Genomic DNA, 25,214 nt, shown 5'->3' with positions numbered 1-25,214 from the left:
GATCCATGACATCGAGTAACAGGCTTGTCGCATCGTTATGGCCCAGGCGGCCCACCTTGTTTGTGGGGGTTGCGACGCTCTGGAGCTTGCCCGGTTTTGTCCCCGCGCTGGAGTTGGGGGAAGGTTTTGACCTGGCGGCACTCACCACCCACGGTATCGATCCGAAGGTGTCCGATTACTTTCGCAGTGCGGCGCGTTTTCGCGAAGGCACGCATGTGGTGGGACTGCGCGTTAATGGAAGCCCGCTCGGGCTGGTTGATGCGCAGTTCGACTCTCAAGGGCAGCTGTGTTTCACCGCCGGCTTGCTGGAGAAAGCCGGTCTGGTAAACCCTGGTGGCACCGTCCATGAAGGTGTCGCCTCGGGGCCTGCCTGCCAGGATTTCCTTGGCGCCTTTCCGACGACAATGGTGCGGCTTCGGCCCGGCAGCAATGAAGTAGCACTGGTCGTGCCTACTCAGTCGCTGCGTGAACCGCAATGGGAGGCCGCCGCGTTTTCCCGAGGCGGAGCTGCTGCTCTGTTCAACTATGACGTGCAGGGGTTCGACAGCCATTCGCGCGGCGGGCCGAGCCGATTCGTTTCGGCCTATACCGAGGCGGGTTTCAACTTGGGCGACTGGATTGTTCGCAGTCGCCAGTTCTATGTGTCCGACAATGGGAACGCCAGAACCGAGCACCTGTATGCCTATGCACAGCGGGATATCGCTGCGTTGCAGTCGACTTTCCAGGCCGGCCAGATCTCCAGTAATAACCCGCTGTTTGGCGGTATCCAGTTGTCCGGTGTGCAGTTCTCGCCTGATGGCCAGTCACGCGTGCCGTCAGGCAGCAACAGTGCCGTGGTGGAGGGGCTGGCCCAAAGCCAGTCGCGAATTGAGGTGCGCCAATCGGGGGTGTTGGTCCACAGCACGCTGGTGCCCGAAGGGCCTTTCAGGCTCACAGGCTTGCCTCTGCTCAATGGCACCAGCGACCTGGAGGTCAGCGTCATCGATGTGCGGGGGGCCAAGCGTAACTTCGTGGTGCCCGCGGCTTCGTTCGCGGGGGCGGCCCCGGCGGCACCCGGTTACTATTTCTCCCTGGGCAAGGTACGTGAGAACGCGCTTGATGAGGCTCCGACGCCTGTCGTCGCCATGGGCAGCGGTACGTGGGGTTTGGGGCGCGATTCGTCGGCGGGATTCGGTTTGTTGAGCACCGATGAGTATTGGTCGGCGGGCGGTGCTCTGAGCAGTGTATTTTTCCAGCGGGTTTCCGTTGGAGCACGCCACAACCTGTCCCGGGGCAATCGCGGCGCGGTATCCGGTTCACGCAGCAGCGTAACCGTGAGCAGCCCGGTGGCCGCCAACATTGACCTCAACCTCAGTTCGACCCTGCAGACCCGAGGTTACCGCGAGGTCCTTGAAGCGGGCCGCCCAGCCAGGGCCGATGAGCTGGGTTCGCGCTTCAAGCATCAGTACACGGCGGGTATGAGCTGGGTTGAACCCACGTTGGGGGTATTTTCGCTGGGCTATACCCGCAGTGCTCAATTTGACGGGCAAACCACCGAGCATGTATTTGCCGCATGGAACAAGTCGTTTCGCTATGCCGATGTGGCATTGGTCGCGGATTCGCAGGTAGGCGGCTCTCAGGCCCGCTTTAATGCCGCGCGCGATGACCGCCGCGGTGAGCGTGGCCTGGATAATGACTTGTCCATGCGACTGCAGGTCAGTGTGCCCCTGGGGGGCGAGCGTCGCGTGAACAGTTACGTCAGTCGTCGCGGGAATCAGGCCCGTGCCGGTACCGCGTTCAGTGAGCGGGTCAATGATTACGTGCGCTACGAAGTGGGCACCGAGCGTGACTTCAGTCACCGGGAGCAGTCGGTTCGTGGCCAGCTGGACCTGATGCCCCGTTATACCCGACTCGGCCTGGGTGTCAGCCGGGATGGCCAGACCACCAGCTATACAGGGCAGTTGCAAGGCGGCGTCGTGGCTCACGAAGGCGGGCTGACATTCTCGCCTTATACCGTGCAGGACACGTTTGGGATCGCCTCGGTGGGCGACATCGGCGCTGCGAGAATCGACACCCCGCAAGGGCCTGTCTGGACCGATTTCAAAGGGCAGGCGGTGATCCCGGGCCTGCCCGCGTACACCAGCAGCCGCATCGAAGTGCAAACCCAGTCCCTGCCCAAGCGTGTTGACTTGAAGAACGGCACGCAAGTGCTCGTCGCAGGGCGAGGGTCGGTCAATACCGTGGCTTTCGAGGTCGTCAAAGTGCGCCGCGTATTACTGACTGCCAGCGACCAACAGGGTCGACCTCTGCCCCAGGGCGCTTCGGTGTTCGACAAGCACAATCGTTTTCTGACCAGTGTGGTGGGAGAGGGCATGATTTTCCTGAACGACCTCAACGACGCGCAAAATTTGCGGGTTTCCATGTCGGACTCGTCCTCCTGTGTGTTGAACCTTGCCTCAAAGGCCCAGCCCGACAATGACAAGTTCTATGAGACAGCCTCGGCGGTGTGCCATGGCCGTTAAGCTGAAATGCACAGGATTCGCACTGTTCTGCGCAGTGTGGATGGTCCAGGGGGCTCGGGCAGAAAACTGTCGGCTATCGCTGAGTCAGTCGCGTATCGACTACGGCGTTGTTCACCGTGAGGCATTGCTCGAAAGCCCCTCGGTGACGCTTGGTACGCGCACGCTGCACTTGAACGTGCTGTGTGCAGAGCCTTCGGCAATCGCGTTGCGATTTATTGGCGCGGCAGATGGGCAAGGTTTTCGGTTTGGCCAGCAAGGGCGCCTGCGCCTGAGTCTCAAGCATGCCCGGATGGATGGGCGCGCCGTCGACTGGGCGCTGGCACACCTGCCCGGTGAAGCTGCGCGCGGGCAGTTATTACCGGGCCAGGTCCTGGTGGCAGGAGCGGTAGGTAAACGGCTGACGGCCCAGGTCGATGTCGACACCGATGTGCCGGCCGATGCCTTCCAGGTGCGCTATCAGACGGTACTGGAAAGCCAGGGCAGTTTCGAACTGGTCAGTCCGGCTGTTCCACTGAGCCGATGAAATTGGCGAACTCCGGGGTTTGCGGGTTGGCAAACAATACCTTGGGGTCGCCCACTTCATGCACCTTGCCCTGGTGCATGAACACCAGCTTGTCGCCGACTTCCCGGGCAAAGCGCATTTCGTGGGTCACCATGATCAAGGTCATGCCGTCCTTGGCCAGTTGGCGCACTACGCTGAGTACTTCATTGACCAGCTCCGGGTCGAGGGCCGAGGTGATCTCATCGCACAACAACACTTTGGGCGACATGGCCAGGGCCCGGGCAATCGCTACTCGCTGTTGTTGACCGCCGGAGAGGCGATCAGGGAATGCGTCGAACTTTTCCCCGAGACCCACGCGCTCCAGCATCTGCCTGGCCAGTTGTACCGCCTTGGCCTTCGGCACTTTCTGCACCACCTGGGGCGCCAGCATCACATTCTCACCCACCGTCAGGTGCGGGAACAGGTTGAATTGCTGGAACACCATGCCGACTTTCTGCCGCAGGCTGCGCAGGTCGGCACGAGCGGCGTCGAGGTACTCGCCATCGACTTCGATCACGCCATCGTTAATCGACTCCAGGCCATTGAGGGTGCGCAGCAGGGTGGATTTGCCCGAGCCGCTGCGGCCAATGATGGCTACTACTTGGCCTTCATCCACCGTCAGGTCGATGCCTTTGAGTACGTGATGATCGCCGTAATACTTATGCAGGGCGGAAATTCTAAGCAGAGGCATGCAGTCTCCTTTCCAGGTAGCGCGCACTGAGGGACAAGGGGTAGCAGAGCAAAAAGTAACCAAGGGCCACCAGGCCGTAGACCATGAAGGGCTCGAAGGTGGCGTTGGCGAGCATGCCGCCGGTCTTGGTCAATTCGGTGAAGCCGATGATCGAGGTCACGGCGGTGCCTTTCACCACTTGCACCGAGAAACCCACGGTGGGCGCCACCGCAATGCGCAAGGCCTGGGGCAGGATCACGTAGCGCAGTTGTTCAAGTGGGTTCAGCGCCAGGCTGGCCGACGCTTCCCACTGCCCATGGGCGATGGAGTCGACGCAACCGCGCCAGATTTCGGCGAGGTAGGCACTGGTAAACAGGGTCAGGGCAATCGCCGCCGCCAACCACGGTGAGATGTCCACACCGAGCAGGGCTATACCGAAAAACACCAGGAACAGTTGCATCAGCAGCGGCGTGCCTTGGAACAGTTCGATGTAGGTACGGGCGACATTGCGCGGGAAGGCTTTACGGCTGATGCGCATCGTCATGACCAGCAGGCCGATCACGCCACCGCCGAGAAACGCCACCAGCGACAACAACAAGGTCCACTGCAGGCCGGTGGCCAGGTTGCGCACGATATCCCAGAAGGAAAAATCACTCATCGACTGTTCCTCATCACAAATCGGTAACCGATCCAGTTGAGCAACTGACGAATCATCAGCGCCATGCACAGATATACCAGGGTGGTCAGGGCATAGGTTTCAAACGCGCGGAAGTTGCGCGACTGGATAAAGTTGGCGGCAAAGCTGAGTTCCTCGGTGGCAATCTGCGAACACACCGCCGAACCGAGCATCACGATAATGATCTGGCTGCTCAAGGCCGGCCACACCTTGCCCAGCGCCGGCAGCAGCACCACATGGCGGAACGCTTCGAAGCGCGTCATCGCCAGCGCGGCGGCGGCTTCCAGTTGCCCGCGAGGGATGGCCTGGATACCGGCGCGGATGATCTCGGTTGAGTAAGCGCCGAGGTTGATCACCATTGCCAGCACGGCGGCTTGCCACTCGGTGATTTTCAGCCCCAGGGACGGCAGGCCGAAAAAGATGAAAAACAACTGCACCAGGAACGGCGTGTTGCGGATCAACTCGACATACACACCGAACAGCCAGGCGAATGGCTGAATTTTCCACGCCCGCACCACGGCGCCGACGATGCCCAGGGCCACCCCCAGGATCGCGCCGATGGCCGTCAGTTCAAGGGTGAACAACGCGCCACGCAACAGCAGGTCGGTATTGGCCAGCACCGGCACAAAGTCGAATTGATAGGCCATGGATCAGCTCCGCTTCAGAGATCGGCAGGCAACGGCTCTTTGAGCCACTGCATCGCGTTCTTTTCCAGGCTGCCGTCGGCCTTGGCCGCGACCAGAATCTGATTGACCTTCTCCAGCAAGGCCGGCTCGTTTTTGTTCACGCCCACGTACACCGGCGAGTCCTTGAGTTTCACCTTCAGCGCCGGTACGCGTTTCGGGTTGCGCTCGCTGATTGCCACCATGACCACGTTGCCGCTGGCGATCAGGTCGACCTGGCCGGCCAGGTAGGCGGCGATGGTCGAGTTGTTGTCTTCGAAGCGTTTAATGGTGGCTTCCTTGGGGGCCACGGCGGTCAGCGCGATGTCTTCAATGGCGCCACGGGTCACGCTGATGGTCTTGCCCTTGAGGTCGTCGGTGGTACTGATGGGTGCGTCAGGCGGACCGAACACGGCGAGGTAGAACGGTGCGTAGGCCTTGGAGAAATCAATGACCTTTTCCCGCTCGGCATTCTTGCCAAGGCTGGAAATCACCAGATCGACCTTGCCGGTGGTGAGAAACGGGATGCGGTTGGTGCTGTTGACCGGGGTCAGCTCGAGCTTGACCTTGAGTTGGTCGGCCAGCAGTTTGGCGGTGTCGATGTCCAGGCCGCGTGGCTTCATGTCGGGGCCGACCGAGCCGAAGGGTGGGAAATCCTGGGGTACGGCGACCTTGAGGGTGCCGCGGGCAACGATATCGTCCAGACCGTTGGCCTGGGCGGGTGCCTGGCCCAGCATCAGGCTGGCAAACAAGGCAGTGAGCAGGGCGCTGTAGCGCTTGGTCATGGCAACTCTCCGGAAGAGACGAGGGAATGTTCTGTTTTGAGCTATTGCATGGCCCATGCCATGACGGTGCAGATGGCCTGGATCACTGGAATTTGCTGAGTTATGTGGTCTTACTGGTCTGAACAGTTGGCTGGCGATTCGCACTCTTTTCGGGCGTTCACAAAACCGCGCGGGCTCCTTTGGGGCGTGGCTTGCCGGGGGCTGCGAATAGCTTTACAACTAGGCGCTCAGTTGTCTGGAACCTTGAGTCTTCTATGAATTCCATCGCCCAAGCCGTACCGGAAGCGGCCCTGCAGGCCATCCGCAAACTGATCAAGGAACAGGGCTTTGCGGCCGGTGATGCGCTGCCGTCCCAGCGTGACCTGGCGCTGCAGTTGGGGGTGAGCCGAGCGTCGTTACGTGAGGCGTTGTCATCCTTGAGTGCCTTGGGCGTGGTCAGTGTGCAGCCGGGGAAAGGCGTGTTCGTGCAAGAGGTACAGGAGGCGCCGGGGTTTGCCTGGCCCTTCGCCGCCCAGGCCACCCCTTCGGATATCTTCCAATTGCGCTATGCCCTGGAAGGGTTTGCCGCAGGGTTGGCGGCGGTCATGTTGACGATCGATGAGTTGGACACGCTGGAAGATAACCTTGAGGCGATGCGCAAGGTGCTCAAGGCGGGTGATTTTGAAGCCGCCGCCCGGTTGGACTTCGAATTTCATCAGCGCATCTTGCTGGCCAGCGGCAACCAGGCGATGGTGAGCATTCTTAGTGCCAGCGCCGATGTATTCCTGGAAAGTCAGAAACTACCGTTCATCCGGCCAGAGCGTGCCATGGAGACCTGGCAGGAGCACCGCAGGATCCTGCGTGCCCTGGCCCGGCGCGCCAGTGCGGCGGCACAGAAAACCATGCAGGAACACGTGCGCAATGCGGCATTGCGCACCGGTATCGCCTTCGTCACTCCCGTGACGCCGTGAGTTGGCCTATACCCAAACTCATGCATCATCATAGGAAGACTCAATCAGAGGCGGCTTCCTGAACGGGGGAAGGGCGGCTATGATGGGCAACGTTTTTTTTGCTTACAATCCGGAGACATCCATGAGCAACGATCTTATCAAGCACGTCACGGACGCGACCTTTGAGGCCGAAGTACTCAAGGCTCAAGGCCCGGTGCTGGTTGACTACTGGGCTGAATGGTGCGGCCCTTGCAAAATGATCGCTCCTGTCCTGGACGACATTGCGACCACCTACGAAGGCAAGTTGACCATTGCCAAATTGAACATCGACGACAACCAGGAAACCCCGGCCAAGCACGGCGTGCGTGGTATTCCAACGTTGATGCTGTTCAAGAACGGCAACGTCGAAGCCACCAAGGTAGGCGCGCTGTCGAAGTCTCAGTTGCAAGCTTTCCTCGACGCCAACATCTAAGCGCCGACAAAAAAGCCCCGCAAATTGCGGGGCTTTTTCGTGAAACAGGGCTAGACGCTCCCAAATTCAGGTGGTACATTCGGCCCCGCACTGGTTTCTCCACTGCCCCCTGCAAGCCGTCGCCGACGCATTCCTTTTCGATTAGTACGCGATCCTGTCGCCTTCTCTGCGGCGCGGCCTCATTAAGCCAAAAGCTTAATTTCCCCCCTCCATAAATGATTACGTCATTCCTATATGAATCTGACTGAACTCAAGCAAAAGCCGATTACCGAACTGCTCGAATTGGCCGAACAGATGGGCATAGAAAATATGGCCCGTTCGCGCAAGCAGGACGTGATTTTCTCCCTGCTGAAAAAGCACGCGAAAAGCGGCGAGGAAATCTCCGGTGATGGCGTGCTGGAGATTCTCCAGGACGGCTTCGGCTTCCTCCGCTCTGCAGACGCTTCCTATCTCGCCGGCCCAGACGATATTTATGTCTCGCCGAGCCAGATCCGTCGCTTCAACTTGCGCACCGGTGACACCATCGTTGGCAAGATCCGTCCCCCGAAGGAAGGCGAGCGTTATTTCGCCCTGCTCAAGGTCGACACGATCAACTTCGATCGCCCCGAGAACGCGAAAAACAAGATTCTCTTCGAGAACCTGACCCCGCTGTTCCCGACTGTGCGCATGAAGATGGAGGCCGGTAACGGTTCCACCGAAGACTTGACCGGTCGTGTGATCGACCTGTGCGCCCCGATCGGCAAAGGCCAGCGTGGTCTGATCGTCGCACCGCCGAAAGCCGGTAAGACCATCATGCTGCAGAACATTGCAGCGAACATCGCGCGTAACAATCCTGAAGTTCACCTGATCGTGCTGCTGATCGATGAGCGCCCGGAAGAAGTGACTGAAATGCAGCGCACCGTGCGCGGCGAAGTGGTTGCCTCGACGTTCGATGAGCCGCCAACCCGCCACGTGCAGGTTGCCGAAATGGTGATCGAGAAGGCCAAGCGCCTGGTTGAACACAAGAAGGACGTGGTGATCCTGCTCGACTCCATCACCCGTCTGGCCCGTGCCTACAACACCGTGATCCCGAGCTCCGGCAAGGTATTGACCGGTGGTGTCGATGCTCACGCCCTGGAGAAACCGAAACGTTTCTTCGGTGCTGCGCGGAACATCGAAGAAGGCGGCTCGCTGACCATTATCGCCACCGCGCTGGTTGAAACCGGCTCGAAGATGGACGAAGTGATCTACGAGGAGTTCAAGGGTACCGGCAACATGGAACTGCCCCTGGACCGTCGCATTGCCGAGAAGCGTGTGTTCCCGGCGATCAACATCAACCGTTCCGGCACCCGCCGTGAAGAGTTGCTGACAGCCGACGACGAACTGCAACGCATGTGGATTCTGCGCAAGTTGCTGCACCCGATGGACGAAGTAGCCGCCATCGAGTTCCTCGTCGACAAGCTGAAAACCACCAAGACCAACGACGAGTTCTTCTTGTCGATGAAGCGCAAGTAATACGACGTTTCAGGTCCGAAAAAATGGCGCCCTTAGGGGCGCCATTTTTTTTGCATCGAAATTGAGCTTTTTCATCGCATAAGTGTCCGTTAAGTACCAAAAGTTTTACGCACAGCTACGCTCATCCCTTTCGCAACAGACTGACCATCACTTTATGACCACTCTTGCATACCGAAGAGACATCGACGGGCTGCGTGCCATTGCTGTCCTCGCAGTCGTGTTGTTTCACTTCGGCGTTCCTGGCGTTACCGGCGGTTTTGTCGGTGTTGACGTATTTTTCGTCATTTCCGGATTTCTGATCACTTCCATTATCTGGCGCGAACGCCAGGCGGGGCGTTTCAGTTTCATCGACTTCTGGGCGCGCCGTGCCCGACGCATCCTGCCGGCGCTGTTCGTGATGATGGCCGCGACATTGGCGGTGGGCTGGTTTCTGCTGGCACCCAAGGACTATGAGGAGTTGGGGCGCTCCGCGCATTATCAGGTGATATTCACGTCTAACCTGCTGTTTTCCCGGCAGCATGGTTACTTCGATGCGTCGTCCGACATCAAGCCCCTGCTGCACACGTGGTCGTTGGCCGTGGAGGAGCAGTTCTACATTTTCTTCCCGCTGTTGCTGACGTTGCTCTCAAGCCGCTTGAAACACTGGCGCGTGGCACTCTTCGGTGTATTGCTGGCATCGTTTGGCATGAGCGTCTGGGCGGTGTCCCATGAGCCACAAAAGGCGTTCTTCCTGTTGCATCTGCGAGCCTGGGAACTGCTGGCCGGTGCCATGCTGGCGGTACTGCCCATGCGCGACTGGCGGGCCTCACCGGCTCTGGCTCAAGGGGTCAGCCTGGTTTCCCTGGGGTTGATACTGATTGCGGTGTTCGGTTTCGACGCAACCACGCCATTCCCAGGCGCCACTGCGTTGCTGCCGGTGCTGGGCGTGGTCGGGTTGATCTGGGCCAACGGCCAGCAGTACACCTGGGTCGGACGACTGTTGAGTTCGCGGGTGATGGTGGGCATCGGGCTGATCTCTTATTCCTGGTACCTGTGGCACTGGCCGGTGTTTGTCTATGCCACCTACGCCGCAGTGGATGGTTTGAGCCCACTGGAGCTGGCTGGGCTGATGTTGCTTTCATTGGTACTGGGCTACCTGTCATGGCGCTTTGTGGAAGCACCGTTCCGGGAAAAACGCTTGCTCGCCGGACGCAAGGCGATCCTGGCCGCTGCCGGCGCCGGCATCCTGTGCCTTGGCCTGACCGGCGTGGCGATTCGTACATCCGACGGTGTGCCTTCACGCCTGTCCGAACAAGCGCTGCAGTTTGCCCGGGCCAAGACATGGAGCCCGGAGCTGCTGGCCTGCATGGCGGATAAGGACACTCCCGACGAGCGGCTGTTCTGCCACTTCGGCCCTAAAGATGCCTCGTTATCGGCTCTGGTATGGGGCGACAGCCATGCCACCGCGTTGATTCCGGCCCTCAAAGAGGGCGCCAAGCGCCACGATATCAGCCTGGTCGAAGCCAGCTTTGCAGGTTGCATACCCTTGGATGGCCTGGAAAATATTGCCCGGTGCGCGCATTTCAACCAGCGCGTCGAGAAGGCGATGACCGAGCAACGCTTCAGCGATGTAGTGCTGGCGGCGCGTTGGAGTTTGTACCTTTACGGGCAGATGTCGGGTGACACGGAGCATGCGCTCAAGGACCCCGTTACCGGCAAGTACGTGCGTGCCGTCGCCGAACAACGGTTTGCCGACGGCCTGCGCGAGCGCATCCGTGGGTTGCGTGCGGCCGGGCATCGGGTCTGGCTGGTCAAGGAAGTGCCGCTGCAGGAAATCATCGTGCCTTACCGCCTCAGTCGCTTGGCGATGATGAACCGCCCAGTGGACGGCGAGGGGCTCGCCCTGGCGGAACACACCAAGCGTCAGGCGTTTATTACCGGGTTGTTTGACCAACTGGCTGCCGCCGATAGCGGCGTGGCAGTGCTGGACCCTGCGCCATTGCTGTGCGGTGCCGATGGGTTGTGTCGGGTAGAGCTCAATGGCCAGTCGTTGTACACCGACGACAACCATATCTCCGACGTAGGCGCCCGGCACATTGAAGCCTTCCTGGAACCTCTGTTCCGTTCGCTGCAATCACGGGGGCTGACGGCCAATTAAGCTGCCAGCCGCCCTCAGAGCAGGTAGGATGTACGCCTATTTTACGGGTGGCATGGTTAATGAAATTCAAGGATCTTCGGGATTTCGTGCAGCAACTTGAGCAGCGCGGAGAGTTGAAACGTATCCAGATGCCGATTTCCCCGGTGCTGGAAATGACTGAGATTTGCGACCGCACCTTGCGTAACAAGGGCCCGGCGCTGCTGTTCGAGAAGCCGACCGGGTTTGATATCCCGGTGCTTGGCAACCTGTTCGGCACGCCCGAGCGCGTGGCCTTTGGCATGGGCGCCGAGTCGGTCAGCGAGCTGCGCGAAATCGGCAAACTGTTGGCCTTCCTCAAAGAGCCCGAGCCACCGAAGGGCTTGAAGGATGCCTGGTCGAAACTGCCGATCTTCCGCAAGATCATTGCCATGGCGCCCAAAGTGGTCAAGGACGCGGTCTGCCAGGAAGTGGTCATCGAAGGCGATGATGTCGACCTGGCCATGCTGCCGGTGCAGACCTGCTGGCCCGGCGACGTCGGCCCGCTGATCACCTGGGGCCTGACCGTCACCAAAGGCCCGAACAAAGACCGCCAGAACCTGGGTATCTATCGTCAGCAAGTGATCGGCCGCAACAAGGTCATCATGCGTTGGCTGAGCCACCGTGGCGGCGCCCTGGATTACCGTGAATGGTGCGAAAAACACCCGGGCAAGCCGTTCCCGGTCTCCGTGGCCTTGGGCGCTGACCCGGCGACCATCCTGGGCGCGGTAACTCCGGTGCCCGACAGCTTGTCCGAATACGCCTTTGCCGGTCTGCTGCGCGGTAACCGCACCGAACTGGTGAAGTGCCGTGGCAATGACCTGCAAGTACCGGCCACTGCGGAAATCATTCTTGAAGGCGTGATTCATCCGGGCGAAATGGCCGATGAAGGCCCCTACGGCGACCACACCGGTTACTACAACGAAGTCGACAGCTTCCCGGTGTTCACCGTGGAGCGCATCACTCACCGGATCAAGCCGATCTACCACAGCACGTACACCGGCCGTCCGCCGGATGAGCCGGCCATTCTCGGCGTGGCACTCAACGAAGTGTTCGTGCCGATCCTGCAAAAACAATTCCCGGAAATCACCGACTTCTACCTGCCGCCGGAAGGCTGCTCGTATCGCATGGCCGTCGTGACCATGAAAAAGTCGTACCCAGGCCATGCCAAGCGGGTAATGCTGGGTGTGTGGTCGTTTTTGCGACAGTTCATGTACACCAAGTTCGTTATCGTCACCGACGACGACATCAATGCCCGCGACTGGAACGACGTGATCTGGGCCATCACCACGCGCATGGACCCCAAGCGCGATACGGTGATGATCGATAATACGCCGATCGATTACCTCGACTTCGCCTCGCCGGTATCGGGCCTGGGGTCGAAGATGGGGTTGGACGCCACCCACAAATGGCCGGGTGAAACCACCCGCGAGTGGGGCCGTGTAATCGTCAAGGATGAAGCCGTCACTGCCCGTGTCGATGCGATCTGGAAAGAATTGGGAATAGATTGATGCGTGTAACCCTGCAACCTTCCGGCGCGGTGCTGGAGCTGGTCCCTGGCGAGCGAATCCTCGAAGGCGCGCGCCGCCTCGGCTACGAGTGCCCCCAGGCCTGTCGCAACGGCGTATGCCATGTGTGTGCGGCGCTGTTGGTGGAGGGCCGGGTACAGCAGGCCGGCGAGGTACGTGACCATGGTGAGTTTTACACTTGCATCGCCGAACCGCTGGAAGATTGCATTGTGTTGTGGGATGGCGTGCTGGCGCCGGGAGAGTTGCCGTTGCGCAAATTGTCGTGCCAGTTGAGTGAGTGCGTGGAAGTGGGCGGCGATGTATGGCGTGTCCGCCTGCGTGCGCCGGCCGGCAAGGCGGTGCGTTACCACGCCGGCCAGTACCTGATGATCGAGCGGGAGAACGGCGAGAAATCGGCATTCTCCCTGGCTTCAGCACCCCACGCCGGGCGCGATCTGGAGCTGCATGTACTGGCCCGGGAGGACAGTGCCCGCAACCTGCTGGAACAATTGCAGCGCAACCAGATGGCGCGCGTCGAGCTGCCATTTGGTGACACCCACCTGGCCGAGTTGCCCGACGGGCCGCTGGTGCTGATTGCCGCCGGCACCGGCATGGCGCAGATGCACAGCCTGATCGAGCATTGCCGTGCCTCCGGTTTCAAGCACCCGGTGCATCTCTATTGGGGCGTGCGCCGCCCGGAAGATTTCTACGAAATCGAACACTGGGCACAGTGGCAGCAACTGCCCAACCTGTTCCTGCACAAGGTTGTCAGCGACCTGTGCGGCTGGGAAGGGCGCTGCGGGTTGCTGCACGAAGCCGTGTGTGAGGACATTGCCGACCTCAAGACCGTACATGTCTACGCCAGCGGCTCGCCGGCCATGATCTATGGCACTTTGGATGCGCTGGTCGACGCCGGTATGGATGCGCATCAGATGCGTGCCGACGTGTTTGCCTACGCACCGCGCCCTTAAAAGCGCACGCCGGCCGTGAGCATTGCTGCATTGAAGCCCAGCAGTACGAACTCACTGGCGACCGGGCCGGCATGCACGCCCACTGAAGGGATGATCGCCGGTGCCACGCCAAATTTGTTGAGCGGGATTTTGTCGCGGTATTGGCCGCGATAACCCTGAAGTGCGCCCGCCGTCACCTTCACATAGAGCGGTGAATCAGCAATGTCGTAGCGCTTGCCGGCGTAGACATAGTAAGAACGCTGGCTGAACGAGTTGCGAAACGTTGCTGCGCCATACACCTGCCCTGACGCTTCATTGCGCTCCAGGTTGATCAAATCCTGATGATTATTGTGCTGTGGATCCGGTGAAAAATGCCGGGTGTACAGGCTGGTCTGTGCGTACCAGAAGCTTTTTTCGTCTTCGGTGGCCAGCGCTGTTGTGGCCGGCGCCAATAGCAGCAGGCTGGTAAAAAGGTATTTCATGGTTCGACCTCGTTAGTCGTTTGAAGGGGCGGCTAGGGTGGGTCGCTGAACGTCTACAGTTTGACGGTTGGCGTTCCGAGTGGCCTGAACCTGAGCTGAAAGCAAGGTTGCCTATGCTTATGCAATTTGGTTATTTTTTCAGTAGAAGAGATCTTATTAAGCTATAAGCAACGGACTACCGACTTTCTTCCAATAACCAATAAATGACCGCCACCGCCGCCAGCCGGATCGATCGCAAGAACTCGGAGCATTGAAGTTCCGGGTAGATTCCAAGGGGAGCGGTATGGGGAGCTACAAGAAGCAAGCGCTGTACACAGCGATTTTGTCGGCCAATTTGCTGACCGCTGTGGGATTCAACTCAGCCCTGGCGGCCGAAACACCCGCCGCCGAGGCACCCAGACTGGACACCGTGATCGTCACCGGCACTCGCGCCCAGGAGCGCACCGCCAGTGCATCACTGTCGCCTGTCGACGTAATTTCCGGCGAAGCCCTGCGCAGCACCGGCTCCGATGAGTTGGGAGCGGTACTCGCGCGGTTGATTCCATCGATCAACTTCCCCCGTCCGAGCCTGGTGGATGGTGCCGAGCTGGTGCGCCCGGCGCAGCTACGCGGCCTGTCGCCGGATCAAGTACTGGTGCTGGTCAATGGTAAACGCCGTCACACCAGTGCTTTCGTCAATCTTGGCGGTGCCGTGGGGCGTGGCTCGGCACCGGCGGATTTGAATGCGATCCCGCTGTCGGCGGTAGACCATATCGAAGTGCTGCGCGATGGCGCGTCCGCCCGCTACGGCTCGGATGCGATTGCCGGGGTGATCAATGTGATCCTCAAGCACGCTGACCACGGCGGTTCGATCTCCAGCAAGTTCGGTGAGTACAAAAAAGGCGATGGTATCCAGCGCAACCTCAGCGGCAACACCGGGCTGGCGCTGGGCGATAACGGCTTTATCAACCTCTCGGGCGAAGGGGCCGACAACGATTACACCAACCGCGCCGGCCATGATTTCCGGCCCGGCAGCGTAGGCTCCACGACCTATGGCCAGCGCGTGTTCCGCCAGGGCGAGCCGGCCACTGATGAAGGCAAGTTCCAGTTCAACGCCGAATACGCTTTCAGCGATGCGGCCGAACTCTACAGCTTCGGCGGCTACAGCAAGCGGCGCGGCGAGACGGCGGCGTTCTACCGGGCGAGCAATGCGTACAACAACATTGCAGCGCTCAACCCCAATGGCTACCTGCCGTTGATCAAAGGCAACCTGGAAGACACCTCTTTGGTCGTCGGCTTGCGCGGCTTACTGGCCTACGACTGGCATTACGACCTGTCGGCCAACTACGGCAAGAACCAGTACGAACTGGGCACCGAGACCATCAACACCTCTCTCGGCCTGGCCACACCGCGCAAATTCAACAATGGCACCCTGAGCAACGATCAGCGCCAAGTCAGCCTGGACCTGTCCCGTGAGTTCGATGTGGGCTTCTTACCCTATCCCGTCTCGGTGGCGTTTGGCGGCGAATACCTGCGCCAGGGCTATCAAATCGAAGCGGGCGAGCCGGCCTCCTACTATCAGACCGGCAGTTCGGGCCTCGGTGGGTTCCGCGATGCCGATGCCGGCAGCACCTCCCGTCACAACTGGGCCCAATACCTGGACCTGGAAACCCAGTTCACCGAAAAACTCAGCGCCTCGGCCGCTGTGCGGCATGAGGATTACAGCGACTTCGGCTCCAACGTCAGCGGCTCGCTTTCAGCCCGTTATGACTTCACCCCGCAAGTGGCGTTGCGCGGTAGCATCTCCAACGGCTTCCGCGCGCCGTCCCTGGCCCAACAGAACTTTGCCTACACCTCATCGCAGCTGATTGGCAGCACCATCCAGGAGGCCGGCACCTTCCCGGCCAATAGCCAAGTCGCCCGCCTGCTCGGCGCCGAAGACCTGAAGCCTGAGAAATCGCGCAACTACAGTCTCGGCCTGGTGTTGGAGCCTGCCGATGACCTGACCGTGACGCTTGATGTGTACCGCATCGATATCCGTGACCGCATCAGCCTGTCGTCCAACCTCAACCTGAACCCGGCGACTATCGCCTACCTGCAAGCCAACGGTGTCGGCAACATCAACTACACCAGCGCCCGTTACTTCACCAACGCTACCGATACCAGCACTGACGGCGTCGATCTGGTGGCCAACTACCGCTATCTATTTGATAACGGCATTCGCTGGAACAGCACCGTCGGCTACAACTACAACCACACCAAGGTCACCGATGTGAAAGCCAACCCGGCGATTCTGGACAGTCTGGGAGCCAACCTGGTGCGGGTAGACCGTCGTGAGCGCATCGGTTTGCTCGGCGATACCACACCGCAGCACAAACTGAGCCTGGGTAACGATTTCACCTATGGCAACTGGGCGCTGCACAGCAACCTGGTGCGTTATGGCGAGTTCACCAGTTACCAGGCGGACAAGGTCAACGACCAAACCTTCAAGGCCGCCTGGGTGCTCGACCTGTCGGCGGACTACAAGTTGAAGAACTGGACCTTCACCCTGGGTGGCGACAACATCACCGACAAATACCCGGAGAAGGTCAACGCTTACGCCAGCAGCGGCGGCAACCTCGCCTACAGCACTTTTTCGCCGTACGGTTACAGCGGCGCGTTTTATTACGGTAAAGTTGCTTACAACTGGTAATACACAGGAGGCGCACTGCTTTTCGCCATGACCGCCATTGAAACCGATCTTTTGCAATTGGCTTACCCTCCGCGGCTCGATCTTGGGCCGCAACTCACTCACGAACAGTTGATGAGCTCCATGCAGGCCACTATGGCTCGGCATAAGGGAGGGCCGGTCTGGCTATTTGCTTACGGTTCGCTGATCTGGCGCCCTGAATGTTCGTCGACCGAACGGGTGCGGGCGCGGGTCCACGGTTATCACCGGGGCTTGTACCTGTGGTCGCACGAGCACCGCGGCACCCCGGAGTTGCCGGGGTTGGTGTTTGGCCTGGATCGCGGTGGTTCCTGCAGCGGGTTTGCCTACCGCTTGCCGGAAGATCAATTGGAAGCTTCGTTGTACGCCCTGTGGCAGCGCGAAATGCCTTACCCCTCGTACCGGCCGCATTGGCTCAGTTGCCGCCTGGAAGATGGCAGCCAGGTACAGGCGTTGGGGTTTGTGTTGGAGCGGCATTTGCCCAGTTACGCCGGCAACTTGCCCGATATCGTGCTCAATCATGTGCTGCAAAGCGCTTGCGGGCGTTACGGCACCACTCGCGATTATGTCGAGCAGACCGTGAACGCCCTGCGTAGCCACGCCATGCCAGACAAGAATCTGGAGGCGCGGCTCAAGCGTTGTGCCAAGGATTGCTTAGGCGGCAGCTGACCGCGCCTCGCTGACACTGTTGGTGTGCCACAGCGTTGGAATAAGGAACGCGATGGCCAATAGGCACGCGCCCACCAACAACACAAACCCACCATTCCAGCCGAAATGGTCAACGGTGTAGCCCATGGCGGCGCTCGCCGCCACCGAACCACCCAGGTAACCGAACAGCCCCGTGAAGCCCGCAGCGGTTCCCGCGGCTTTTTTCGGTGCCAGTTCCAGCGCCTGCAGGCCGATCAGCATCACCGGGCCATAAATCAGGAAGCCAATGGAGAACAGCGCAATCATGTCGATGGTTGGGTTGCCTGGCGGGTTGAGCCAGTAAACCAGCGTCGCCACGGTCACCAGCGCCATGAACACCACGCCGGTCAGGCCGCGGTTTCCACGGAAGATCTTGTCCGACATCCAGCCGCACAGCAGCGTGCCGGGAATACCGGCCCACTCATAGAAGAAGTACGCCCACGAGGTTTTATCCACGTCGAAGTGCTTGGCTTCCTTGAGGTAAGTCGGTGCCCAGTCCAGTACGCCGTAGCGCAGCAGGTAGACAAACACGTTGGCGAAGGCGATGTACCACAGCATTTTGTTGCGCAGCACGTACTTGACGAAGATTTCCTTGGCGCTGAATTCTTCTTCGTGGCTGGTGCTGTAGCCTTCCGGGTAATCGTTCTTGTATTGCTCGATGGGCGGCAGGCCCACCGATTGCGGGGTATCGCGCATGGTGATGAAGGCGAAGGCCGCCACCAGCAATGCGACGGTGGCCGGGACATAGAACGCCGCGTGCCAGTCGTTGAACCAGGCCATGCCCAGCAGAAACAGCGGGCCGATCATGCCGCCGCCGACGTTATGCGCCACGTTCCACACCGACACCACGCGGCCGCGTTCTTTCTGCGACCACCAGTGCACCATGGTCCGCCCGCTGGGTGGCCAGCCCATGCCCTGCGCCCAGCCGTTGATGAACAGTAGAATGAACATCATGGTCACGCTGGACGTGGCCCAAGGTGCGAAACCGAAAATGAACATCACCCCCGCTGAAACCAGCAGGCCGAAGGTCAGGAAGTAGCGCGGGTTGGAGCGGTCGGACACCAGGCCCATCAGGAACTTGGACAAGCCGTAGGCAATCGCGATGGCCGACATCGCCAGGCCCAGTTCGCCACGGGTATAACCCTCGTCGATCAGGTAGGGCATGGCCAGGGAGAAGTTTTTGCGCAGCAGGTAGTACCCGGCGTAACCGAAGAAAATACCGGCGAAAATCTGCCAGCGCAGCCGTCGGTAGGTACTGTCTATTTTTTCTTCAGGCAGGGGCGCCTGGTGTGCGGCAGGACGAAAGAAAGCAAACATTCAAGAGCTCCAAATTTCTTGTTTTGACTGCGGATGCGAATGTTACAGTTTCGTTACCGAAAATAGCATTGCCTCTTATCCGCAAACACACGAAAACGGAGCGATTGCATGTTCTCTTACGAACATGTCGCTAATAGGTAAGTGTCGGTCGTGATTGGGGTCTTGTGAACATGGGGGGAGCCAATGTGGGAGGGACCGTGCTCCCACATCTGACCGGTTTCACATCGGTTAGCGGGTCTGGACGACGACCTTTCCCACCGCCTTGCGCTGCCCCAGGTCATTGATTGCCTGGGCCGCTTGTTCGAGTGGATACAACTTTGACACCAACGGCTTCAACTTGCCTTCTGCATACCAAGTGAACAACTGCTGAAAGTTCGCCGTATTGTCCTGTGGCTGACGCTGGGCGAACGAGCCCCAGAACACGCCGACCACGGCCGCGCCCTTGAGCAAGGCCAGGTTGACCGGCAGTTCGGGAATGCGCCCGCTGGCGAAACCCACCACCAACAGCCGACCATTCCAGGCGATGGAGCGAACGGCCTGGTCAAACAGATCACCGCCCACCGGGTCGTAAATCACATCGACGCCGTTACCGTTGGTCAGGCGCTTGATTTCCTCCTTGAGACTCGCCTCGCTGTAGTTGATCAACTCATCGGCGCCGGCGGCCTTGGCCACGGCCAGTTTATCGGCGCTGCTGGCGGCGGCGATCACCCGGGCACCCATGGCTTTGCCGATCTCCACGGCAGCCAGGCCCACGCCACCGGAGGCACCGAGCACCAGCAGGGTTTCGCCGGGCTGCAGGTTGGCGCGTTGTTTCAGGGCGTGCATCGAGGTGCCGTAGGTCATGCTGAACGCGGCGGCGGTGCTGAAATCCATGCTCGGCGGAATCGGCAGCACGTTGTAGCCCGGCACCGCGACTTGCTCGGCAAAGCTGCCCCAGCCCGTCAACGCCATGACCCGGTCACCGACTTTTAAGTGGCTGACTTTTTCACCGACCTCACTGACCACGCCCGCTGCCTCGCCACCCGGCGAGAATGGGAAGGGCGGCTTGAACTGGTATTTACCCTCGATGATCAAGGTGTCCGGAAAGTTCACCCCCGCAGCGTGCACGTCCAGCAGGATCTCATTCTTCTTGATCGCCGGGCTCTCGATCTCTTCCAGCACCAGGGTTTCGGCGGGGCCGAAGGCTTTGCACAGCACAGCTTTCATCGGACTATTCCTTTTGGCGTCGTGGCCGATAAGTGTAGGAGGGTACGACCGTGGGTCAACGAGCATGCCCGGGCCTGATAAGTCGCCATAAGCTTGTGCTCAGCCTTGCTAGCGTTATGCTACCGGGCAACCGAATGTGAGGATTGAACTGTGAAAGCGTGGATTTTGTTGATGTTGGCCCTGACCTTGCCGATGGCGGCCCAGGCCGAAGAAGCCAAAGAAGCCAAAGAAGGCGAGGCGCCGAAGGTCAGCTATATCAGCTTGACCCCGCCGTTCGTGGGCAACTACGGCCTGGACGGCACGGCGAAACTCAAGGTATTCAAGGCCGATATCGCCCTGCGCGTGACCGGACCTGAAGCCGCCGCTGCGGTCAAAGCCAACGACGCGTTGATTCGTAACCAATTGGTGGCGCTGTTCACCCAGCAGACCAGCGAAGCCATGAGCACGGTCGAAGGCAAGGAAAAACTGCGCCAGGAAGCCTTGAAGCAAACCCAGCAAGTCATGAACGACGAAACCGGTAAGCCGGTGGTGGAAGACCTGTTGTTCAATAACCTGATCATTCAGTAGTCGCTGCGCGACTATCGGGGCAAACCTCTCCCAGACTTGACGGTGTGAACCGATCAAATGCGGGATGCACTTGCCCCTATGACGGCGGTACAGACGCCTCAGGAAGCCAGGCTTTTACGGAACCTGGCCAGCGCCACCGCAAAGAACACCAGCCCTATCCCCGCCAGCGCCAACAGATCCGGCCACACCACACTCACGCCTGCATCCCTGAACAGAATCGCCGCGCTCAGGCTGACAAAATGCGTCGACGGTGAACCCTGCATCACCCACTGCAACCATTCGGGCATGCTGTCCAGCGGCGTACTGCCGCCGGACAGCAACAGCATCGGGATGATCACCGGGATCGCCAGCAAGCCGAATTGTGGTGTCGAGCGCGCGAGGGTGGCGAGGAAAATCCCCAAGGCGGTGCTGGCAAACAGATACAGCGCGGTGACCAGCAGGAACAGGCTCAGGGAGCCGGCCAGCGGCACGCCGAGCAGGCCCTTGACCACCCATTCCACGGACAGCCAGGTACACAGCACCACCACCAGCATGTTGCTCCAGATTTTCGCCAGCATGATTTCCAGAGCGGTGAGCGGCAGCACCAGCAAGTGGTCGAGGGTACCGTGTTCGCGCTCACGCAGCAGCGCGGTGCCGGTCAGTACGATGGCGAGGATGGTGATGTTGTTGACGATCTGGATCACTGCCAGGAACCAGCCACCTTCCAGGTTGGTGTTGAACAATGCACGCGTTGTCAGTTGCGCCGGCGCCTTGCTGACGGCATCGGCCTGGCCGCTGTAGCGCTGCAACTCGCGCTGGAAAATCCTGCCGATATAGCCAGCGCCCATGAATGCCTGGCTCATTGCCGTGGCGTCGACGTTCACCTGTATGCCCGGCTGGCGACCGGCCAGCAGGTCCGACTGGAAGTTGGCTGGCACATTGATCACGAAGGTGTAGGCGCCACTGTCCATGGCCTTGTCCAACTGATCGTAGGCCAGCGGCACGGGTGACTGGAACTCGGGCGGCTGCAACGCTTCGGCCATCTGCCGCGAGAGCGCGCTGTGGTCTTCATCGACAATGGCGACGCTGGCGTTGTGTACACCGATCACCGAGCCGGCGGCGGGCATGTAGATGGCCACGGTGAAGGCATAGAACAGAAACAGCAGCAACACGCTGTCGTGGCGCAGGCTGGTCAGTTCCTTGATACCCAGGCGCAGGATATGCGCGAATGTGTGCATCAGGCCTCCTGCTTCTTGAGCATGAACAGGCTCAACCCGGTGAACCCGACGAAAAACCCGAACAGCGCCAGGCACTGCGGCCATAACTGGCGCAGGTCCAGGGCTTTGGTGAAGGTGCCGACGGCGATGTCCAGGAAGTGTCCCGCCGGGAACAGCGTGCCCATCAACGCGGCGGCGCCTTCAAGGGATGAGCGCGGCACGATCAACCCGGAAAACTGGATGGTCGGCAGGCTGGTGATGATCATGGTGCCGAGGATCGCTGCGATCTGGGTGCGAGTGAATGCGGAAATCAGCAGCCCCATGCTGGTGGTGGCCAGTACATACAGCAAACCGCCGAACGCCAGGGCCACGCCGCTGCCCTTGAAGGGTACGCCGAACAACCAGCGGTTCATCGCCACCAGCAGCGCCAGGTTGACCAGGCTTACGGCCAGGTACGGTGCTTGTTTGCCCAGCAGGAACTCCAGGCGGGTCAGGGGCGTGGCATAGAAGTTGGTGATCGAGCCCAGCTCTTTTTCGCGCACGATGCCCAGGGCGGTGAGCATGGCCGGGATAAACGCCAGAATCAGTGCCATTACCCCTGGGCCGATGGCATTCACGCTGACCACGTCCTGGTTATAGCGAAAGCGCGTTTCCAGCTTGGCTGCGGCCTGGTTGCTGCGGGGCAGGCTGCTCAGTTCGGCCAACTGTTGGAGATTGCCTTGGTGCACCGCTTCTACATAATTGCGGCTGGTTTCCGCGCGAAACGGCATGCCGCCGTCGAGCCATGCGGCCACCGTGGGCTGGCGCCCGGCATAGAGGTCGCGGCCAAAACCGGGTGGGATCTCCAGAGCCAGTTTGATTTCCGAACGTTGCAGGCGTCGGTGCAATTCGTTGGCGTCGTGAATCGGCGCGTGTTCGGCGAAGTAGCGCGAGCTGCGGAAGGCTTCCAGGTAGGCGCGGCTTTGTGGGCTTTGGTCTTGGTCGTAGACGGCGAAGGCGAGGTTTTCCACATCCAGGGAAATGCCATAACCGAAGATCACCATCATGAACATCGCGCCGAGCAGGGCGAAGGCCATGCGCACTTTGTCGCGCAGCAGTTCCTTACCTTCGCGGGTGGCCACGGCCAGTAGCCGGGCCAGGCTGAAGCCGCGCTTGCCGACGGGCGGTGCGCTGGCTTCGCTGACGGTTGCAGTGGGCGCTTGGGGCTCGGGGTCACCTTGGGCCTGTTCCAGGCAGGTGACGAATGCCGCTTCGAGGGTCTCGCCGTGGAACTGCCGTTGCAGTGCCTGCGGTGTGTCACAGGCCAGCACTTTCCCCGCATGCATCAGGGAAATACGGTCGCAGCGCTGGGCTTCGTTCATGAAGTGGGTGGACAGGAAGATCGTCACGCCCTGTTCCCGGGACAGCTCGATCAGCAGTCGCCAGAAATCGTCCCGTGCGGCCGGGTCTACGCCCGAGGTGGGTTCATCGAGGATCAGTACTTCCGGGCGATGCAGCACCGCTACGGCCAACGATAAACGCTGGCGCAGCCCGAGTGGCAGCTCGCCGCAGGGTTGCTCGGCCACATCGCCCAGGTCGAAGCGCTGCACCAGTTCATCAATGCGTGGGCCGCTGTCGGCCTTGGACAAGTCGAACAATTGCGCATGAAGCACCAGGTTTTGCCGCACGCTGAGTTCGCCATACAGCGAGAAGCTTTGCGACATGAACCCCACGCGCTTGCGGGTCGCCAGGTCCTTGGCGTTCACCGGGTTGCCCAGGAGTGTCGCGCTGCCTTCGGTGGCCGGAATCAACCCGGTGAGTACTTTCATGGTGCTGGTCTTGCCGCAGCCATTGGAGCCGAGGAAACCGAAAATTTCGCCACGACCGATGGCGAAACTGACTTTATTGACGGCGGTGAAGTCGCCGAAGCGCAAGGTCAGGTCGTGGGCTTCAATGGCGATGGCTGCGTTGTCGGCTGAACGCGGTGGAATCACCAGGGGTTGGTTGTCGTGGGCGCCGTCACCCTGGAAGTGGGTAAAGGCGTCATCCAGTTTGCCGCTGGGTGTGGCGGCTGCGAGCTCGCGGCTCAGGCCATCGGCGATCAGCGTGCCGCGATCGAGCATCAGGCAGTGTTCGAACTGTTCGGCTTCTTCCATATAGGCCGTGGCCACCATCAGCGTCAGTTGCGGGCGTTCGCTACGTACGGTTTCGACCAGCTCCCAGAAGCGCCGGCGTGACAGTGGGTCGACGCCGGTCGTGGGTTCGTCGAGGATCAACACGTCCGGGTCATGGATCAGCGCGCAACACAGGCCGAGCTTTTGTTTCATGCCGCCGGAAAGTTTACCGGCCGGGCGCTCGGCGAAGCGCGCGAGGTCGGTGGCCAGCAGCAGGTTGTGCATGCGCTGCTCGCAATCGGCTTTGGACAGGCCGAACAGCGTGGCGAAGAAGCGGATGTTTTCGCGGATGGACAGTTCGGGATACAGGTTGCCACCCAGGCCCTGGGGCATGAAGGCGATGCGCGGGTACAGGCTGTTACGGTGGCGGCGGTCTGCGATGGAACCGCCGAGTACGTCCAGCTGGCCTTCCTGGAGTTTCTTGACGCCGGCGATCAGCCCCAGCAAGCTCGATTTGCCCGCGCCATCCGGGCCGATCAGCCCGCAGCGGGTGCCGGCCGGCAGGCTGAAGGCGATGTTGACCAGTGCCTGTTGCTTGCCGTAGCGGTGGTTGATTCCTGTGGCCTGCAGCGCCAGGCCGGTCATTGCAGGTTGGCCGGCCAGGCGATGTCAGCCGTGCGCACATAGCCGGCCCCGGGCATGCCCGGTTTGGCTTGAGGCACGGCGGTGGGCTGGGTCAGGTGCAGTTTGACGCGGAACACCAGCTTCTGGCGCTCGTCGCGGGTCTCCACCTCTTTGGGCGTGAACTGGGATTTGGCGGCCACAAAGCTGATTCTTGCCGGAAGCGGCTGCTGAGGGAGAGCGTCAAGCACGATGCGTGCTTCACTGCCGACGGTCAGGCGCCCGGTGACGGAGGCGGGCAGATACAGGTTCATGTACTGATCGTTCGGATCGATCAGTAACAACACGCGCCCGCCCGCGCCCAGCACTTCGCCGGGTTCGGCCAGGCGTAGTTGAATAATCCCGTCGATAGGCGCGCGCAGGCTGCTGTCATCGATCTCGCTGGTGAGCTGGGCGACTTGAGCCTCGGCGGCGCCGATGGCGGCTTTCACCGAATTGACCTGGGCTTGTGCGGCAATCACCGCCGCATTGCCGGTGTTTTGGCGCGCCTGCTGCTGGTCGATCAACTGGCTGCTGGCAAAGCCTCGCTTGTACAACTCCTGAGTGCGCCTGAGTTCCTGGTTGGCCAGCAGTTGCTCGCTTTGGCGCAGCTGCACGTTGGCCTCGGCAGCCGCGAAATTTTCCTTGGCGCGCAGCACTTCGGCTTCGGCCTGGGCGCGTTGGGCCTCGAGGGTGCGGGTGTCCATGCGCGCCAGCAGTTGGCCTTTGAGCACTTTGTCGCCTTCGTCCACCCGGACTTCGGCCAGGCGCCCGGGAATTTTCGCGGCGATCTGCACTTCGGTGGATTCCAGGCGGCCATTGCCCATGCTCAAACCGGCAGGCAGGCGGTCCTGGGTGGAGCGCCAGTAACCGAAGCCACCGGCCCCGATCAGCAGGGCTATCAGTGCAATGGCAAATAGGCGGGACAGGGTGTGGTTCGTTGACATGGCTGCATCCTGCGGCATTAGCGTCCTAGTTTG

At 60.5% G+C, this 25,214-nt stretch carries 21 protein-coding genes; 11 read left to right on the top strand and 10 right to left on the bottom strand.

Annotation, left to right across the window (positions count from 1 at the left end; translation table 11 throughout):
- Window positions 1–5 precede the first annotated feature (5 nt).
- Window positions 6–2,501, top strand: coding sequence for a fimbria/pilus outer membrane usher protein (locus M5B97_RS06205; protein ID WP_248731008.1), 2,496 nt, complete (start codon window positions 6–8; stop codon window positions 2,499–2,501).
- Window positions 2,491–3,024: a hypothetical protein gene (locus tag M5B97_RS06200; RefSeq protein WP_248731007.1), complete on the top strand. Its 534-nt coding sequence runs from the start codon at window positions 2,491–2,493 to the stop codon at window positions 3,022–3,024. The genes M5B97_RS06205 and M5B97_RS06200 overlap by 11 nt, the downstream gene beginning before the upstream one ends.
- On the opposite strand, the gene M5B97_RS06195 is transcribed toward M5B97_RS06200, so the two are convergent.
- Genes M5B97_RS06195 through M5B97_RS06180 form a run of 4 tightly spaced genes read right to left on the bottom strand, consistent with a single transcriptional unit; the run spans window position 2,996 to window position 5,835 of the window.
- Window positions 2,996–3,733: an amino acid ABC transporter ATP-binding protein gene (locus M5B97_RS06195; protein WP_123716481.1), complete on the bottom strand. Its 738-nt coding sequence runs from the start codon at window positions 3,731–3,733 to the stop codon at window positions 2,996–2,998. The genes M5B97_RS06200 and M5B97_RS06195 overlap by 29 nt on opposite strands.
- Entirely contained in the window at window positions 3,720–4,370 is a 651-nt protein-coding gene (locus M5B97_RS06190) for an amino acid ABC transporter permease (RefSeq protein WP_123716480.1), read from the bottom strand. Before M5B97_RS06190 ends, M5B97_RS06195 begins: the two co-directional genes overlap by 14 nt.
- Window positions 4,367–5,035 carry an amino acid ABC transporter permease gene (locus tag M5B97_RS06185; protein WP_123716479.1) on the bottom strand — a complete coding sequence of 223 codons (669 nt, stop codon included), beginning with the start codon at window positions 5,033–5,035 and terminating at the stop codon, window positions 4,367–4,369. The genes M5B97_RS06190 and M5B97_RS06185 overlap by 4 nt, the downstream gene beginning before the upstream one ends.
- Before the next feature lie 14 nt (window positions 5,036–5,049).
- Complete coding sequence (locus M5B97_RS06180; RefSeq protein WP_123716478.1) at window positions 5,050–5,835, bottom strand: transporter substrate-binding domain-containing protein; 786 nt, start codon at window positions 5,833–5,835, stop codon at window positions 5,050–5,052.
- Window positions 5,836–6,089: 254 nt separating this feature from the next.
- On the opposite strand from M5B97_RS06180, the gene M5B97_RS06175 reads away from it, so the two are divergent.
- From M5B97_RS06175 to M5B97_RS06150, 6 genes are all read left to right on the top strand, one after another.
- The gene (locus M5B97_RS06175) at window positions 6,090–6,785 is read left to right on the top strand and encodes an FCD domain-containing protein (protein WP_248731006.1); all 696 of its coding nucleotides are present in this window, start codon (window positions 6,090–6,092) and stop codon (window positions 6,783–6,785) included.
- A gap of 121 nt (window positions 6,786–6,906) precedes the next feature.
- Window positions 6,907–7,236, top strand: a complete 330-nt coding sequence (gene trxA / locus M5B97_RS06170; protein ID WP_003213989.1) for a thioredoxin TrxA — start codon at window positions 6,907–6,909, stop codon at window positions 7,234–7,236.
- Window positions 7,237–7,470: 234 nt separating this feature from the next.
- Window positions 7,471–8,730 (top strand): transcription termination factor Rho, encoded by a 1,260-nt coding sequence (gene rho, locus M5B97_RS06165; protein WP_003206716.1) that lies wholly within the window; start codon window positions 7,471–7,473, stop codon window positions 8,728–8,730.
- Window positions 8,731–8,884: 154 nt separating this feature from the next.
- Complete coding sequence (locus M5B97_RS06160; protein WP_248731005.1) at window positions 8,885–10,867, top strand: acyltransferase family protein; 1,983 nt, start codon at window positions 8,885–8,887, stop codon at window positions 10,865–10,867.
- A 59-nt stretch (window positions 10,868–10,926) separates the two neighbouring features.
- Window positions 10,927–12,393: a 4-hydroxy-3-polyprenylbenzoate decarboxylase gene (gene ubiD, locus M5B97_RS06155; RefSeq protein WP_123716475.1), complete on the top strand. Its 1,467-nt coding sequence runs from the start codon at window positions 10,927–10,929 to the stop codon at window positions 12,391–12,393.
- Window positions 12,393–13,361 (top strand): CDP-6-deoxy-delta-3,4-glucoseen reductase, encoded by a 969-nt coding sequence (locus tag M5B97_RS06150; RefSeq protein WP_134659345.1) that lies wholly within the window; start codon window positions 12,393–12,395, stop codon window positions 13,359–13,361. Before ubiD ends, M5B97_RS06150 begins: the two co-directional genes overlap by 1 nt.
- Here M5B97_RS06150 and M5B97_RS06145 read toward each other — a convergent pair.
- Window positions 13,358–13,822, bottom strand: a complete 465-nt coding sequence (locus tag M5B97_RS06145; protein WP_248731004.1) for a sn-glycerol-3-phosphate transporter — start codon at window positions 13,820–13,822, stop codon at window positions 13,358–13,360. The genes M5B97_RS06150 and M5B97_RS06145 overlap by 4 nt on opposite strands.
- 283 nt (window positions 13,823–14,105) lie before the next feature.
- On the opposite strand from M5B97_RS06145, the gene M5B97_RS06140 reads away from it, so the two are divergent.
- Together M5B97_RS06140 and M5B97_RS06135 are read left to right on the top strand one after the other, a co-directional pair.
- A complete protein-coding gene (locus tag M5B97_RS06140; RefSeq protein ID WP_248731003.1) occupies window positions 14,106–16,493 on the top strand; it encodes a TonB-dependent receptor in 2,388 nt (795 codons plus the stop codon).
- Window positions 16,494–16,520: 27 nt separating this feature from the next.
- A complete protein-coding gene (locus M5B97_RS06135) occupies window positions 16,521–17,177 on the top strand; it encodes a gamma-glutamylcyclotransferase (RefSeq protein ID WP_123716471.1) in 657 nt (218 codons plus the stop codon).
- Here M5B97_RS06135 and glpT read toward each other — a convergent pair.
- Complete coding sequence (glpT, locus tag M5B97_RS06130; RefSeq protein WP_248731002.1) at window positions 17,163–18,512, bottom strand: glycerol-3-phosphate transporter; 1,350 nt, start codon at window positions 18,510–18,512, stop codon at window positions 17,163–17,165. The two genes, M5B97_RS06135 and glpT, sit on opposite strands and share 15 nt — an antisense overlap.
- Before the next feature lie 228 nt (window positions 18,513–18,740).
- Complete coding sequence (locus tag M5B97_RS06125; protein ID WP_248731001.1) at window positions 18,741–19,718, bottom strand: NADPH:quinone oxidoreductase family protein; 978 nt, start codon at window positions 19,716–19,718, stop codon at window positions 18,741–18,743.
- A gap of 150 nt (window positions 19,719–19,868) precedes the next feature.
- On the opposite strand from M5B97_RS06125, the gene M5B97_RS06120 reads away from it, so the two are divergent.
- A complete protein-coding gene (locus tag M5B97_RS06120) occupies window positions 19,869–20,285 on the top strand; it encodes a flagellar basal body-associated protein FliL (protein ID WP_248731000.1) in 417 nt (138 codons plus the stop codon).
- Window positions 20,286–20,383: 98 nt separating this feature from the next.
- Here M5B97_RS06120 and M5B97_RS06115 read toward each other — a convergent pair whose 3' ends face one another.
- From M5B97_RS06115 to M5B97_RS06105, 3 genes are read right to left on the bottom strand one after another with little or no spacing between them, the layout of a single operon-like run.
- Entirely contained in the window at window positions 20,384–21,502 is a 1,119-nt protein-coding gene (locus M5B97_RS06115) for an ABC transporter permease (RefSeq protein WP_248730999.1), read from the bottom strand.
- Window positions 21,502–24,219, bottom strand: coding sequence for a ribosome-associated ATPase/putative transporter RbbA (gene rbbA / locus M5B97_RS06110; RefSeq protein ID WP_248730998.1), 2,718 nt, complete (start codon window positions 24,217–24,219; stop codon window positions 21,502–21,504). The genes M5B97_RS06115 and rbbA overlap by 1 nt, the downstream gene beginning before the upstream one ends.
- Complete coding sequence (locus M5B97_RS06105) at window positions 24,216–25,181, bottom strand: efflux RND transporter periplasmic adaptor subunit (RefSeq protein WP_248730997.1); 966 nt, start codon at window positions 25,179–25,181, stop codon at window positions 24,216–24,218. Before M5B97_RS06105 ends, rbbA begins: the two co-directional genes overlap by 4 nt.
- Window positions 25,182–25,214 lie beyond the last annotated feature (33 nt).

This window comes from Pseudomonas sp. MWU13-2517 (assembly GCF_023242545.1).
GTDB lineage: Bacteria > Pseudomonadota > Gammaproteobacteria > Pseudomonadales > Pseudomonadaceae > Aquipseudomonas.
Note: the sequence above shows the minus strand (reverse complement) of the source record. Positions and strands in the feature narration are given on the sequence as shown.